14 protein-coding genes are annotated in these 13,876 nt (G+C 73.2%); 4 read left to right on the forward strand and 10 right to left on the reverse strand.

Annotation, left to right across the window (positions count from 1 at the left end; all coding sequences use genetic code 11):
* Nucleotides 1-32 precede the first annotated feature (32 nt).
* Together ACPOLA_RS08855 and ACPOLA_RS08860 are read left to right on the forward strand one after the other, a co-directional pair.
* Nucleotides 33-1,334, forward strand: coding sequence for an MFS transporter (locus tag ACPOLA_RS08855; RefSeq protein ID WP_435770049.1), 1,302 nt, complete (start codon nucleotides 33-35; stop codon nucleotides 1,332-1,334).
* Nucleotides 1,335-1,415: 81 nt separating this feature from the next.
* Nucleotides 1,416-2,297 (forward strand): 1,4-dihydroxy-2-naphthoate polyprenyltransferase, encoded by an 882-nt coding sequence (locus ACPOLA_RS08860; protein ID WP_435770050.1) that lies wholly within the window; start codon nucleotides 1,416-1,418, stop codon nucleotides 2,295-2,297.
* Nucleotides 2,298-2,313: 16 nt separating this feature from the next.
* Here ACPOLA_RS08860 and ACPOLA_RS08865 read toward each other — a convergent pair whose 3' ends face one another.
* A complete protein-coding gene (locus ACPOLA_RS08865; RefSeq protein ID WP_435770051.1) occupies nucleotides 2,314-2,571 on the reverse strand; it encodes a DUF4229 domain-containing protein in 258 nt (85 codons plus the stop codon).
* Nucleotides 2,572-2,650: 79 nt separating this feature from the next.
* On the opposite strand from ACPOLA_RS08865, the gene ACPOLA_RS08870 reads away from it, so the two are divergent.
* Entirely contained in the window at nucleotides 2,651-2,881 is a 231-nt protein-coding gene (locus ACPOLA_RS08870; RefSeq protein WP_435770052.1) for a hypothetical protein, read from the forward strand.
* A 4-nt stretch (nucleotides 2,882-2,885) separates the two neighbouring features.
* Here the strand turns inward: ACPOLA_RS08870 and ccsB are convergent, their stop codons facing one another.
* Genes ccsB through hemL form a run of 6 tightly spaced genes read right to left on the reverse strand, consistent with a single transcriptional unit; the run spans nucleotide 2,886 to nucleotide 8,891 of the window.
* The gene (gene ccsB, locus ACPOLA_RS08875) at nucleotides 2,886-3,941 is read right to left on the reverse strand and encodes a c-type cytochrome biogenesis protein CcsB (RefSeq protein WP_435770053.1); all 1,056 of its coding nucleotides are present in this window, start codon (nucleotides 3,939-3,941) and stop codon (nucleotides 2,886-2,888) included.
* Nucleotides 3,938-5,557 (reverse strand): cytochrome c biogenesis protein ResB, encoded by a 1,620-nt coding sequence (gene resB / locus ACPOLA_RS08880; RefSeq protein ID WP_435770054.1) that lies wholly within the window; start codon nucleotides 5,555-5,557, stop codon nucleotides 3,938-3,940. Before resB ends, ccsB begins: the two co-directional genes overlap by 4 nt.
* The gene (locus tag ACPOLA_RS08885) at nucleotides 5,554-6,315 is read right to left on the reverse strand and encodes a cytochrome c biogenesis CcdA family protein (protein ID WP_435770055.1); all 762 of its coding nucleotides are present in this window, start codon (nucleotides 6,313-6,315) and stop codon (nucleotides 5,554-5,556) included. Before ACPOLA_RS08885 ends, resB begins: the two co-directional genes overlap by 4 nt.
* Nucleotides 6,308-6,874, reverse strand: a complete 567-nt coding sequence (locus ACPOLA_RS08890) for a TlpA disulfide reductase family protein (RefSeq protein ID WP_435770056.1) — start codon at nucleotides 6,872-6,874, stop codon at nucleotides 6,308-6,310. Before ACPOLA_RS08890 ends, ACPOLA_RS08885 begins: the two co-directional genes overlap by 8 nt.
* Nucleotides 6,871-7,569 (reverse strand): histidine phosphatase family protein, encoded by a 699-nt coding sequence (locus ACPOLA_RS08895; protein ID WP_435770058.1) that lies wholly within the window; start codon nucleotides 7,567-7,569, stop codon nucleotides 6,871-6,873. Before ACPOLA_RS08895 ends, ACPOLA_RS08890 begins: the two co-directional genes overlap by 4 nt.
* Complete coding sequence (hemL, locus tag ACPOLA_RS08900) at nucleotides 7,566-8,891, reverse strand: glutamate-1-semialdehyde 2,1-aminomutase (protein ID WP_435770059.1); 1,326 nt, start codon at nucleotides 8,889-8,891, stop codon at nucleotides 7,566-7,568. The genes ACPOLA_RS08895 and hemL overlap by 4 nt, the downstream gene beginning before the upstream one ends.
* Before the next feature lie 357 nt (nucleotides 8,892-9,248).
* On the opposite strand from hemL, the gene ACPOLA_RS08905 reads away from it, so the two are divergent.
* The gene (locus tag ACPOLA_RS08905) at nucleotides 9,249-10,496 is read left to right on the forward strand and encodes a lytic transglycosylase domain-containing protein (protein ID WP_435770060.1); all 1,248 of its coding nucleotides are present in this window, start codon (nucleotides 9,249-9,251) and stop codon (nucleotides 10,494-10,496) included.
* 194 nt (nucleotides 10,497-10,690) lie between these two features.
* Here the strand turns inward: ACPOLA_RS08905 and hemB are convergent, their stop codons facing one another.
* From hemB to ACPOLA_RS08920, 3 genes are read right to left on the reverse strand one after another with little or no spacing between them, the layout of a single operon-like run.
* Nucleotides 10,691-11,686, reverse strand: a complete 996-nt coding sequence (hemB, locus tag ACPOLA_RS08910) for a porphobilinogen synthase (protein WP_435770061.1) — start codon at nucleotides 11,684-11,686, stop codon at nucleotides 10,691-10,693.
* A gap of 9 nt (nucleotides 11,687-11,695) precedes the next feature.
* On the reverse strand, nucleotides 11,696-13,042 hold the full coding sequence (locus ACPOLA_RS08915; protein ID WP_435770062.1) for a hypothetical protein: 1,347 nt from the start codon (nucleotides 13,040-13,042) through the stop codon (nucleotides 11,696-11,698).
* Nucleotides 13,036-13,560: a SigE family RNA polymerase sigma factor gene (locus ACPOLA_RS08920; protein ID WP_435770063.1), complete on the reverse strand. Its 525-nt coding sequence runs from the start codon at nucleotides 13,558-13,560 to the stop codon at nucleotides 13,036-13,038. The genes ACPOLA_RS08915 and ACPOLA_RS08920 overlap by 7 nt, the downstream gene beginning before the upstream one ends.
* Nucleotides 13,561-13,876 lie beyond the last annotated feature (316 nt).

The raw sequence follows: 13,876 nt of genomic DNA on the forward strand, positions 1-13,876 counted from the left end.
AGACGCTATCGGGAGCGGAGAGGATTGCGCCGATGAGCACACCAGTCACCGCCGACGGGCGCGGCTTCGTCCGGCGACTGGTTCCCCCGCCGGGGCTGCCGCGCCGGCTGGCCACGCAGGGGATGCTCTTCGCCCTCGGCGAGAGCGCCTTCATGACCGGCAGCGCGGTCTTCCTGGTCAAGGTCGTCGGGATGTCGGCGGGCAGGGCCGGGCTCGCGCTCACCGTCATGGGCGTCGCCCAGTTCCTGTTCGCCTATCCCGCGGGGCGGATCATCGACCGGGTCGGACCGCGGCGGGTGTGGTCCTCCTCCACCGTCGGCCGAGCCGCGGTCTTCGCCGCGCTCCCCTTCGTCGAGGACTTCGCGCAGTACGCCGTGGCCGCGGCGGTCACCGGCGCGCTCCAGGCACTCGGCCGGTCGTCCCACCAGGCCTACACCTACGACGTGCTGCCGCCGGCGACCCGCGTGCGGACGCAGTCCTACATGTACTCCTGGCTCAACGTGGGACACACGCTCGGCGCCATGGTCGGCGGCCTCGCCCTGGCGACCGGCAGCCTCGAGGTGGTGCGCTGGACGCCCTGGTTCGCCGCGGTGCTGATGCTGGCCAACGCCTACTGGGTCGTCCGCCTCCCCGCTGCTCCCCACGACCTGCGGGTCACCAGCGGGGAGAAGCGGGTGCGGCCGGTCGGGCCAGGCCCCCTGCGCAACCCCGGCTGGATCCTCACCACGTTCTTCCTCGGCGTGCTGTGGACCAACCAGGTGCTGCTCAACGTGGTCATCCCGCTGTGGCTGGTCGAGGCGACCGATGCTCCCCACGTCCTGCTGGCGTGGCTGTTCGGCACCAACACCGTGCTGTGCATCTTCCTGCCGGCGTACACCTCCCGCGGCGTGCGGACCCTCGACGACGCGCTGCGCTACACGTGGATCTCCACCGGCTTCTTCGTGGTCTCGTGCGTGATCACGATGGTCACCCACTCCACCGTGGGCCTGGTGACCGTCCTCCTGGTGTGGCTCGGCCACCTCACGGTGACCGGCGCGGAGCTCGCCGTGTCCGGGGCCAGCTGGTCGTTCGAGGCCGAGCTCTCCGACCCGCAGCGGCGCGGGGAGTACCAAGGCGTCCAGGAGGTCGCCGGTGCGCTGGGCTTCCAGTGGTCGCCGGCGGTCTACACGTTCCTCGCGCTCGGCTGGGGCGCCGAGGGCTGGCTGGTCATCGCCGGCATCATCGTGGCGGCGACCATCGGGATCGGTCCGTCGGTGCGGTCGGCCCGCCGGTTCGCGGACCGGCACTTCACCCGGCCGATGCCGGTCGACGCGGCCGACCTGGTCGTCGGATGACAGCCCGGTGCGGGCGGACGCCGGTGGCGGGCAGCACCTGGCGCGGAGGAGTCGGGCCGCACCTGCTTGAATCGTGCGGTCATGGCCACCGCAGCCCATTGGATCGCAGGCGCCCGCCCCCGGACCCTTCCGGCCGCGGTCGCTCCGGTGGTGGCGGGCACCGCCGTCGCCGTCCACGAGGGCAGCGAGGTGTGGTGGAAGGCCGCGCTCGCGCTGGTCGTCAGCCTCGCCCTGCAGGTGGCGGTCAACTACGCCAACGACTACTCCGACGGCATCCGCGGCACCGATGACGACCGGGTCGGCCCCCTGCGGCTGGTCGGCTCCGGGCTCGCCTCTCCCGCGTCGGTCAAGCGGGCCGCGTTCCTCGCGTTCGCCGTGGCCGGCGTCGCCGGCACGGTCCTCGCCGCCACGACGGCCTGGTGGCTCCTCGCGGTGGGCGCGGTGTGCGTCGTCGCGGCCTGGTACTACACCGGTGGCTCGAAGCCGTACGGCTACCTCGGGCTCGGCGAGGTCATGGTCTTCGTCTTCTTCGGGCTGGTCGCCGTCGTCGGCACCACCTACGTCCAGGCCGAGACCTGGGACCCGGTCGGCTGGCCCGCCCTCGCCGCCGGCACCGGCATCGGTGCGCTGGCCTGCGCGATCCTCGTGGCCAACAACCTGCGCGACATCCCGACCGACACGGTCTCCGGGAAGCGGACGCTCGCCGTCCGCCTCGGTGGCCGGCGGACGCGGGGCCTCTACGCCGGTCTGGTCGTCGTCGCGGCGGGCGCGCTCGTCGCACTGGCCGCGCTCACCACCTGGTGGGCCCTGCTCGGCCTGGGATTCGCAGTTCCCGCCGCGGCCGCGGCGCGCATCGTGCTCGGCGGTGCCCGCGGGCCCGCCCTGATCCCGGTGCTCCAGCAGACCGGGGTCGCCGAGCTCGGCTGGGCGGTCCTGTCGGGGCTGGGGCTGGTGCTCGGCTAGCGACCACCGGCTGCGGTCAGTCGTCCTCCTTGGACCGCATGGCGTCGTACTTCTCCTCGATGGGGCGGGCGCGCTGCTCGACCTTGGCGGCGAAGGCGGCCCGCTGCTTGTCGAGCAGGACGAAGGAGGCGACGCCGCTGATCACGAAGGCGATCACGACCACCCACAGCAGCGGCACGTCGTCGGCGATCACGAACCACAGGCCGAAGACGATGCAGGCCGCGCCGACGAACAGGCCCAGGCGCAGCAGGGTGTAGATCCAGAACTCCTTCACCGCTCCAGCCTAGGCCGTGCGCCGCGTCACCCGCCCGGCGGGACAGGTGCGCCGACCAGCGACGACCTACGCTGGAGGGGTGAAGCTGTTGCTCGTCGTCGTGGTGTTCGCGGTCGTGACCTACCTCGCGATCCGTTGGATGCAGGACCGCGGGCTCGGGGGTCCGCCGGCGCAGCGCAAGCCGGCCCGGCCCAAGCCGCCCAGCCGCCCGGTGGCGCCCGACGACGACGAGACGTTCCTGCGCGAGCTCGAGCGGCGCAGGCGGCAGGAACGCCAGCGGGAGCAGCAGCCACCCGAGCCCGAGAGCTGAGGGATCAGGACCAGGAACTCAGCCCGGCCACGGCCTGCAGCCGGGGTCCCGGCTCCTCGTCGACCACCCGCTCCGCCGCGTACGAGTGCTGGCTGGTCGAGGAGAAGTAGTTGATCCCGATGAAGTTGAACCACAGCGTCGCCAGGCCCAGCAGCGCGAGGATCGCCGCGTTGCGGCCCTTCCAGCCCGCCGTCGCCCGGGCGTGGAGGTAGCCGGCGTAGACCACCCAGGTGATGAACGCCCACACCTCCTTGGGGTCCCAGTTCCAGTACCGCGACCAGGCCTCGTGGGCCCAGATCGGGCCGGTGATCAGCACCGCGAAGGTCCACACCGGGAAGGCGAAGGCGTGCACCCGGTAGGCCAGCCGGTCGAGCGCGGGCAGCGACGGCACCCGCGCCAGCCAGCCGGTCAGCCCCACACCGGCGGCCTGGACCTTGCGCTCGGCCCGCGCCCGGACGAGGTACATGATCGAGGCGATGCCACCGAGGGTGAAGGCGCCGGTGGCGATGATCGCGGAGACCACGTGGATCACCAGCCACGGCGAGTTGAGCGCCTCGGTGAGCGGCGCCACCTCGTCGTGCAGCCAGATCACCGCGACCATCAGCGTCGTCACGACGAAGCCGACGACCAGCGGACCCATCCAGCCGAGGCGGTACTTCCGGTAGAGCGCCACGTAGAGCAGCGTCACCACGAACGTGCCCGAGATCGTGAACTCGTACATGTTGCCCCACGGCACGCGGTCGGGGTCCGCGGCCAGGCCCCGGCCGACCAGCGCCACCAGGTGGACCACCCCGGCGATGCAGGTCAGCAGGAAGCCGAGCCGGCCGAGGAAGGCCACCCGCTCGGGCGTCGTACGACGCGGCTCCGGGCCGGCGCCTCGGCTCGCCGCCCGGTCGGCGTCGCCACCCGCCGCCACGCCGGCACCGACCAGGTCGCGCTCGCTCGCCACCTCCCGGACCGACGCCCACTCGACCAGGTGCGTGATCAGGGCGAGGAAGTACACCACGCCCGCCATCGTGATCGCCTGGTTGCTCAGGGTCTCCCACGCGGTGTCGCTCACGGTCTGCTCACTCCACTCTCCTGCAGCTGCTCCAGCAGAGCGGCGAGGACCTCATCGGTCTCGCCGTTGCCGGAGCGATCGAGGACGGCGACCTCGACGAGGGTGCCGCCGGTCCCGTCGGTGCCGTCCATTGTGTCCCCACCGTCGCCGGCCGGTGCACCCCGGTCGGCCGGCCGCGCGCGGACCCACACCCGGCGGGGGCGGACGAACAGGGAGGCGCAGAGGCCGATCAGGGCCAGCACCACGCCGGCCAGGGCGACCTCCTTGCCGGGGGTCTGGCTGATCTGCACGCGGATCCACGGCTCGACGCTCTCGAAGGTGACCGAGCCCAGCCCGTCGGGCAGCTCGACCGTGTCACCCGGCTGGAGGTCCACCCGGAAGGGCTTGCCGTCCTCCTCCACGAGGGACGCCTTGCTCTTGTCGAGCACGTAGACCGACTGCGACGCCCCCGAGTCCAGGCCCAGGTCGCCGGTGTAGGCGAGCATGGACAGGGTCGGGTTGAGGTCGTCGCCGAAGACGGTCACCGGGTCGCCGTCGACCAGCTCGAAGGTCGGGTAGAACAGGCCCTCCAGCCCGATCTGGCCGGGTTGCGCGGCCGGAGCCTTGATCACGCCGAACGACAGGAAGGTCGCGTCCTGCGGGAGGAAGACGGTGGGACCTGTGTAGGCGATCTCGCCCTCGCCGTCGCGGACCGTCACCACGGGCGCGTAGCCGTGGCCGATGAGGAAGACCTCGGTCCCGTCGATCGCGAGCGGATGGTTGACCCGGAGGGTGTAGTCGCCGGGCCGGTCCTGCTCGGCCGTGCGCCACCAGGTCAGGTCGGCCTCGAAGCCCTGGGCCTGCCCCGCCCGCGGGCCCTCCCGCAGCCAGTCGACGCGGAACTCGTCGACGCTGAAGTGGAACGGGTCCAGCTGCGAGGGCCGGAACAGGCCGCCGGGCTTGAAGTCGTCGTACTGGGTGAGGTTGTTGCTGAACGTGGTGCCCTGCACCAGGATCACGCCGCCCTGGTAGCCCCACAGGCCGCCCACCGCGAAGCCGGCGAGGACGATCAGCACCGAGAGGTGGAAGAGCAGGTTGCCGGCCTCGCGCAGGTGACCGCGCTCGGCGGCCACGAAGTCGTCGCCGTCGCCGGCCGCGCGGAGCCGGTGGCGCCGGCCGAGGACCGCGCGGGCGTGGGCGAGCACCTCCTCGGTGCTCCGCTCCGTGCGGTACGACGCCTGGACGGGCAGCCGCGTGAGGTGGCGCGGCGCCGCCGGCGGCTGGGCGCGGAACGCGCGGAAGTAGACGAACAGCCGCGGCACGATGCAGCCGACGAGCGACAGCACGAGCAGCAGGTAGATCGCGGAGAACCACGGCGAGTCGTAGACCGAGAACAGGTCCAGCCGCTCGTAGACCGGCGTCAGCCTCGGGTGCTCGTCCTTCCACCGGGTCACGGCGAGGGAGTCGACGCCCTCCTGGGGGATGACCGAGCCGGGGACCGCCGCGAGCGCGAGGAGGAGCAGCAGCACCAGGGCGGTGCGCATCGAGGTGACCTGGCGCCAGGTCCAGCGGGCGAGCTCGCGCGCGGTCAGCTCTCCGGGGCGACGCTCGACGTCCCCGGGACGGCGTCGGGTCATACCGCGACCTCGAAGTCGCTGACCAGGTGGATCTGCAGCCACTGCACGATGTGGTCCCACCAGCCGGTGAGCAGCAGCAGGCCGACGGCGACCAGCATCAGCCCGCCGACCCGCATCACGCAGGCCTGGTGGCGTCGTACCCACGCCAGAGCGCCGAGCGTGCGGCGGTAGGCGAGCCCGGCGACGATGAAGGGCAGGCCGAGGCCCAGGGCGTAGCACAGGGAGAGCAGGGCGCCCCGCATGGCGGTCGCGTCGACGTAGGTGAGGGTGACGATCGCGCCGTAGGTGGGACCGATGCAAGGGGTCCAGCCGATGGCGAACAGGGCGCCGATCAGCGGCGCGGCGCCGAGGCCCACCGCGGGGATCCGGTGGATCCGCCACTCCCGCTGCAGCCACGGGAGCACGCCGGCGAAGACCAGTCCGAGCACCACGAGCAGCACGCCGAGGACCACGGTGATCTCGTCCTGCCACGTGCGCAGCCAGACGCCGACGGACCCGAAGGCGGCCCCGATGAGCACGAAGACGACGGCGAAGCCGAGGACGAACAGCGCGGAGCCGAGCACCATCCGTCCGCGGTGGCGGCCCGCCTCGCCCGAGGCGAGGTCGGCCCCGGACAGCCCGGTCGCGTAGGAGAGGTAGCCGGGCAGCAGCGGCAGCACGCAGGGGGAGAAGAACGAGAACAGGCCCGCGACCAGCGCCACGGGCACGGCGAGCGCGAGGGAGCCGGTCGCCGCCTGCTCCCGGAACCAGTCACCCATCGGACTCGGCGACCAGCTCGTCGATCAGCGTCGTGAGGGTGCTCTTGGACGGGATCGGGCCGTTGATCATGGCCGCCACCCGGCCCTGGCGGTCCAGCAGCACGGTCGCGGGCGTGGCGTGCGGGGTGAAGCGGCCCATCCGCAGCAGGGTCTCGCTGCCCTGGTCGTAGAGCGAGGGGTAGCCGACGCCGCGATCCCGTTCGAAGCTCGCGGCGTTCTCCCGCGCCAGGTCGCGGATGTTGATGCCGACGAAGGCGACGTCGTCGGCGTCGGTCTCCTCGTCGGCCTCCACCAGCATCGGCATCTCGGTGCGGCACGGGCCGCAGCCGGACCACCACACGTTGAGCACGACGACCCGGCCCCGGAGGTCCGCCACGTCGAGCGGCTCGCCCTGCACCGTCGTACCGCTGATCTCGACGGGGTCCTCCCGGTCGCCGGGCGCGACCTGGATCACCTGGCCGTCGCCGGCGACGTACGTGAGGTCGCCCGTGCCCTCGACGTCGGAGCAGGCGGCGACGAGCAGGAGCAGCGCGAGCAGTGCGGCGGCGCGGCGGATCAAGGGGTCGGGTCCCCCTCCGGCTTGTTCTCCTCCGGTGCGTCGCCGGCGGAGAACGGAGCGGCGAGGTCGCCGGTCGGGATCAGGTCGATGGCCGGCTCGGCGTAGGAGACCTGGGTGATCACCTCGCCGACGAAGTGCAGCGACGTCACCGAGCACAGCGTGCACTGCCGCTTGCGCGGGTCGTGGAGGAAGGACCGGCCCTCGACGTGCAGCCGAGTGGTCCAGATCGGCAGCTGGTGGGAGACCAGCACGCCCTCGTGGCCCTGGGCCTCGCGGCGGACGTCCTCCACCGCGGCCATCATCCGGGAGACGATCTGCTTGTAGGGCTCGCCCCAGGACGGCTTGAACGGGTTGTAGAGGTGCCGCCAGAGCAGCGGGTTGCGGCGCAGCGCGTTGTTGCCCTTGCCGAAGGTGAGCCCCTCGAACCGGTTCGTGGACTCGATCACCCGGGGCTCGATGCCGACCTCGAGACCGAGCGCGGCCCCGAGCGGCGCGGCCGTCTCCTGCGCCCGCTCGAGCGGGGAGGACCGGACCACGGTGATGTCGCGGGTCTTCAGCGACTCCGCGGCCCGGTCGGCCATCGCCTTGCCGCGCTCGGAGAGGTGGAACCCGTCCCGGCGGCCGTACAGGATGCCGCGCGGGTTGTGGACCTCGCCGTGGCGGACCAGGTGGACGACGGTGTCGGGCGTGCTCATGCGTGGACCTCTCCGCTGGTCGGGGACTGTGCCGCGGCCGCCGCCTTCGCGGCCTCGGGAAGGGCGGCGAGCACCTGGTCGACGGCCCGGTCGTCGTGGGCGGCCGACACGAACCACGCCTCGAAGGCCGAGGGCGGCAGGTGGACCCCGCGGTCGAGCATCGCGTGGAAGAGCGCGCCGTAGGCCGCCGCGTCCGTGCGCTGGGCGTCGGCGAAGTCGCTGACCGGCCGGTCGGTGAGGAACACCGAGAACATGGAGCCGGTCGACTGGATCACGTGCGGCAGGCCGGCGGCGGTGAACGCCTCGGCGACGCCCGCCCGGAGCGCGTGCGCGACCTCGTCGAGCCGGGCGTACACCTCGTCCGACGCGGCCCGCAGGGTGGCGAGGCCCGCGGCCGTCGCGACCGGGTTCCCCGAGAGCGTGCCGGCCTGGTAGACCGGCCCCTCGGGCGCCAGGTGGGCCATCACGTCGGCGCGACCGCCGAACGCGGCGGCCGGGAAGCCACCGCCCATCACCTTGCCGAACGTCATCAGGTCGGGGACCCACCCCTCGACGGCCCCGTCGAGGCCCCACTGGCCGCGCGCGGAGGCCCGGAACCCGGTCATCACCTCGTCGCTGACGAAGAGCGCGCCGTGGGCACGGCAGGTCTCGGCGAGGAAGGCGTTGAAGCCCGGTGCAGGCGGGACCACGCCCATGTTGCCCGGCGCCGCCTCGGTGATCAGGCAGGCGATGCGCTCGCCGTACTCGGCGAAGGCGGCGGTGACCGCCTCCCGGTCGTTGTACGGCAGCACGACCGTCAGCTCCGTCGAGGAGGCGGGGACGCCGGGTGTCCCCGGGATCGAGAAGGTGGTCAGTCCCGAGCCCGCCGAGGCGAGCAGCGAGTCGACGTGCCCGTGGTAGCAGCCGGCGAACTTGACGACCACGTCGCGGCCGGTGAAGCCCCGGGCCAGCCGGATGGCCGACATCGTGGCCTCGGTCCCCGAGGACACCAGGCGCAGCCGCTCGACGGGGGTGCGGGCCACGATCTCCTCGACCAGCGCCACCTCCCCCTCCGTCGGCGTGCCGTACGACGTGCCGCGGGCGACCGCCTCCTGCACCGCCGCGACCACGGCGGGGTGGGCGTGGCCCAGCAGCATCGGCCCCCACGAGCAGATCAGGTCGACGTAGGTGTTGCCGTCGACGTCGGTGAGCCACGGGCCCGTGGCGGAGCGCACGAACCGGGGCGTGCCGCCCACGGCGTTGAAGGCACGGACCGGCGAGTTGACGCCGCCGGGGGTCACCGCGCGGGCACGCGCGAAGAGGGCGTCCGAGCCGCTGGTCACGGCTACCGTCGCAGGGAGGTCGGCCACCACGTCATTGTCACCGATGCCTCCCAGCGCCACCCCATCGGCACGGGCGGCGGCCGGCCGAGACGTGCGCTGGACCACGATGCGGGCACTCCCGTGTACCGGCGCACGCGCGTTATGCCACCGTTGGAGCCGGATCCGGGGCTGCCACGCGGGGACGCGGGCAACCTCGACCATGTGACACCCGTAACGTCGGTGTGTCAGGATTCGTTGTCCAGGTGTCGCGCCTATCGGGGGGTCCCCACACCGTGGGGTCGCAGGGGCGGCGCACGGGTGGGCCCGAGGGAGCGGCCCACGTGAGACGGCCGCGAGGCCAGGGGAGAGAGACAGGAAATGTCGAGGAAGCGTCTGGGGCGGCTGCAGCGCGTCGCCACCATCATTCCGCTGGCCCTGCTGTCGGCTGCCTGGACGGCGTCGGTCGCCGGCATCGGCAGCGTCGCGTCGCCCGTCGTGGCCAACGAGGGCCCGGCGCAGCTGACCGACGGCACCAGCGTGCCCGAGGAGTCGATCGAGGACCCCGCGAGCCTCTCCGACCCGGCCGGGGTCGAGGGCGTCAACGGCGGCAACGAGGCCGGCATCATCTCCGCGGCCTCCACGAACGCGATCCCCGCAGCCGCGCTCGCCGCCTACCAGCGCGCGGAGACGGTCATCAACTCCGCCGACAAGACGTGCAACATCACCTGGCAGCTCATCGCCGCGATCGGCCGCGTGGAGTCCAACCACGGTCGCTTCGGCGGCAACGTCCTCAACGACGACGGGGTCGCCACGCCCGGCATCTACGGCATCGCGCTCAACGGCAAGCGCAACACCAAGGCGATCTCCGACACCGACGCCGGCGTCTACGACAACGACGCCAAGTGGGACCGCGCCGTCGGCCCGATGCAGTTCATCCCCTCGACCTGGCAGGTCGTGGGCGTGGACGCCGACGACGACGCCTCCCGCAACCCGCAGGACATCGACGACGCGGCCCTGGCCGCCGCGGTCTACCTCTGCTCCGGCGACGGCGACCTCTCCACGGTGGTCGGCCAGCGGGCCGCGGTCTACCGCTACAACCACAGCCAGGCCTACGTCGACCTCGTGCTCAAGGTGATGAACGCCTACCTCGAGGGTGACTTCACCTCCGCGCCCAACAACTCCACCGCAGCCGGCTACATCGTCCCCGAGCCGCCGAGCTTCGGCGTCGGCGACGGACCGCGTGCCGGCAAGGGCGGCTCGAAGGGCAGCCTGTCCCGCGGCGGCGGCGGCGCGGCCTCCGGCGGCGACAGCACCGGTGGTGGCACCGGCGGCGGCACCGGCGGTGGCTCCGGCGGCGGCTCCGGTGGTGGCGGCGGCGGTGAGCCCGCCCCGAACCCGGCCCCCAACCCCGGCTCCGACCCGATCAAGGACGGCGGCAAGGTCGTCAAGGACACCGTCGACGAGGTCGACAAGGCCGTCGGCGGGGTGACCTCCAACCTGATCAGCGGCGTCCTCGGGCTCCTGTCCCCGGCCGAGGCGCGGACCGCCTGCCAGGCCGAGTACCCCAAGCTCACGCAGACAGTCCAGCTGCTGAACTGTCTGCTCAGCTACGGCCTCGCTCCCTGAGCCGAGCCGCACACCTGAGAGAGCCCCGGACCGCCAGGTCCGGGGCTCTCTGCTCTCCGCACCCCACGAGGTGGCGCGATACGGCGCACGAGGTGGCGCGATACGGCGCACGAGGTGGCGCGATACGGCGCACGAAGTGGCGCGGTACGGCGTACCAGGTGGCGCGGTACGGCGCCGCGATCGCTGTCCGGTGCTCAGCCGCGCAGCAGCCGGGCGGCCTCGACCGCCCAGTAGGTCAGCACCACGTCGGCGCCGGCGCGACGGATAGCCGTGAGCGTCTCCAGGATCGCCGGCTCCCGGTCGATCCAGCCGTTGGCGGCGGCGGCCTCCACCATGGCGTACTCCCCCGAGATGTTGTACGCCGCCACCGGCACCCCCCGCTCCCCCGCCGCGTCGGCGACCCGCCGCAGCACGTCGAGGTAGGCGAGGGCGGGCTTCACCATCACGATGTCGGCGCCCTCGTCGATGTCGAGCAGCGCCTCGCGCACTCCCTCGCGACCGTTGCGCGGATCCTGCTGGTAGGCGCGTCGGTCGCCCTCGAGCGAGCTGTCGACGGCCTCGCGGAACGGCCCGAAGAAGGCGGAGGCGTACTTCGCGGAGTAGGCGAGGATGCCGGTGTCGGTGTGCCCGGCCCGGTCGAGCGCCTCGCGGATCACCGCCACCTGGCCGTCCATCATGCCGCTCGGACCGACCAGGTCGACCCCGGCCGCGGCCTGCGCGCGGGCCATCTCGGCGTACCTGACGAGGGTCGCGTCGTTGTCGACGCGGCCGTCGGGCGTGAGCACGCCGCAGTGGCCGTGGTCGGTGAACTCGTCGAGGCACAGGTCGCCCATCACCACGAGCGCGTCTCCGACCTCGGCGACCACGTCGGCGATGGCCAGGTTGAGGATGCCGTCGGGGTCGGTGGCGCCCGAGCCGACCGGGTCCTTGGTCTCCGGGATGCCGAACAGCATCACGCCCCGCAGGCCGGCCTCCGCAGCCTCGACGGCGGCCTTCCGCAGGGTGTCGCGGGTGTGCTGGACGACTCCCGGCATGGAGCTGATCGGCTTCGGCTCCACCGCCCCCTCGCGCACGAACATCGGGAGCACCAGCTGGCCCGGCCGGAGTGTCGTCTCGGCGACCAGCTCACGCATGGCCGCCGTGGTCCGCAGCCGGCGGGGTCGGACGACGGGGCGCTGGATCTCGGTCACGACCCGAGTCTAGGAGTGCCAGCGGGCCAGCCACTGCGTGGCACCGGGCACCGGTCCCTGCGGGTCGCTCGCCTCGCCGACCGGCGTGTGCCAGAGCAGCTGGCCCTCCGGCGTCGGTCCGCCGAGCGCCCAGGAGGACACGCCGTCGGTGACGCGCACGAGGTCTCCGGTGTCGAGCTCGTAGACGTAGGTGCCCGCGGTCCCCGTCGGGTACGACGTCAGCTGGACCAGGTCGCCGTTCAGCTGACCCGCGATGCCGTCGCCCTGGATGGTGGTGACGGTGCGCCCGTCGAGGTCGAGCACCTGGACCCGGTCGTCACGACCGTCGTCGTAGGTGCCGCAGTACTGGCTCAGCATGATCCTGTCCTCGCTCGCCCCGAGGCCGAGCACGTTGCACCGCTCGCCGGACCCCGGGTCGAAGTCGTGCTCGGCACCGGTGGCCAGGTCGCGCACGTGGATGCGCCGGTTGACGCCGTTGGTGGTCGCCGTCCACACCATCGTCTCGTCGGTGAAGGCGACGTCCCCGACGCGCAGCTGCTCGTCGCGTGCGTCCGCCGGATCGGTCAGGGAGACCGACCACAGGTCGTAGGTCTCCCCCTCGGCTCCGGCGTCCTCCGCCTCACCGTCCGGACCGGTGGGCCAGCCGCCCGGGGGCGGCGCGCCCTCGGTGGCGGGTACGCCGACGTACAGCCGGCCGTCCGGGCCGACCTCAGCCTGGAACAGGTCGGCGGACGCCGGGAGCCCGGGCCACTCGAGCGTCGACCAGGTGCGGGTCGCCCGGTCGAAGACGGTCGCGCGGATGCCCTGCGCGGGTTCGCTCCCTTCGTCGCGGAAGGACAGGAGCACCAGCCGGTCGCGGCTCAGCTCGGCCGGCCACCTCTGCGCCGCCAGGTCGACCTCCGGCAGCCAGTCCCGCTCACCGGTCGCGGGGTCGAGCAGTGCGTAGCGGACGGCGTTCTCGGGCCCGTGGGGGCCGTCGCGGAAGAGGATCAGCCCGTCGTCGGTGACGCCGTCGAAGTACTGGCCATCGGCGCTGTCGAGGTCGGGGTTCGTGTGGCGGGCCACCACCTCGTAGTCCTCGCCCTCGACGGCGGGGACCGCGCTCGCGAGCCGAACCACCGGCCCGTCGGGACGCGGGACGGTCCGGCTGGCGACGTGGTCGCCCTCCCCACCGTCCGGCTGGAGCGTGACCGCGCCCGTGCCGATCACAGCCAGCAGGGCCACCCCGCCGACCACGCCGGTACGCCGCCTGGCCACCCGCCGCCGACCGAGGCGGACCACGTCGGCGACGCTGTCGCCGGCCGTGGGGGGTGAGGCGGCCGCCTCGCGCAGCAGCTCCCGGATGTCGTTCACCATGTCGCGCCTCCTAGGTTGAGCTCGCCGAGCGGCGAGTCGTCGAGCATGGAGCGCAGCGCGGCGAGGCCGCGGGCGGTCTGGCTCTTGACGGTGCCCTGGGTGCAGCCCAGCGCCGCCGCCGTGGCTGCCACGTCCAGGTCGTCGAAGTAGCGCAGCACCACGCACGCCCGCTGCCGCGGCGGCAGCTGGGCGAGCGCGGCCATCAGCGCGGCCCGCGCGGTCACCGCCTCCGCGAGGTCGGGCCCGGCCACCCGGTCGGGCAGCTGGTCGCTGGGGACCTCCCTGCTCGACCTGCGGCGGCCGTGGTCGAACACCGCACTGACCACGGCCCGTCGGGCGTAGGCGTACTCGCGGCCCGCCCGGGTGAGCCGCGGCCAGGCGACGTACACGCGGATCAGGCCCTCCTGGACGTGGTCGGCGGCGCGGTCCCAGTCGCCGCAGAGGAGGTACGCCGTCCGCCGCAGCCGCTCGTGCGCGCCCTGCGCGAACTCGACGAACTCCGCCTCGTCCCGCCTCACCGCTCTGGCTCCATGTCCGGTTGAACGCAGTGAGTGCGGCATCCGGTTGCACGGAGAGGTGAGGCGGGGTGCGGCGGTGCGGGTGGGGATGGCGTGGGGGTCTGGGGAGGGGTGGCGGGTGGCCGGGCGCTGGCGGGTGGCCGGTCGCTGGCGGGTGGCCGGGCGCTGGGATGTAACTCGGTGTTCGGTCCACTACCCGGGCAAAACTGCAACTACCTCGGGGGGGGGGGGGGGGGGGGGGGGGGGGGGGGGGGGGGGGGGGCGGGGGGGGGGGGGGGGGGGGGGGGGGGGGGGGCCCGGGTGCGCGGCGGCGGGC

Source organism: Nocardioides proteolyticus, from assembly GCF_051280635.3.
In the GTDB taxonomy this organism is placed as follows: Bacteria; Actinomycetota; Actinomycetes; order Propionibacteriales; family Nocardioidaceae; genus Nocardioides.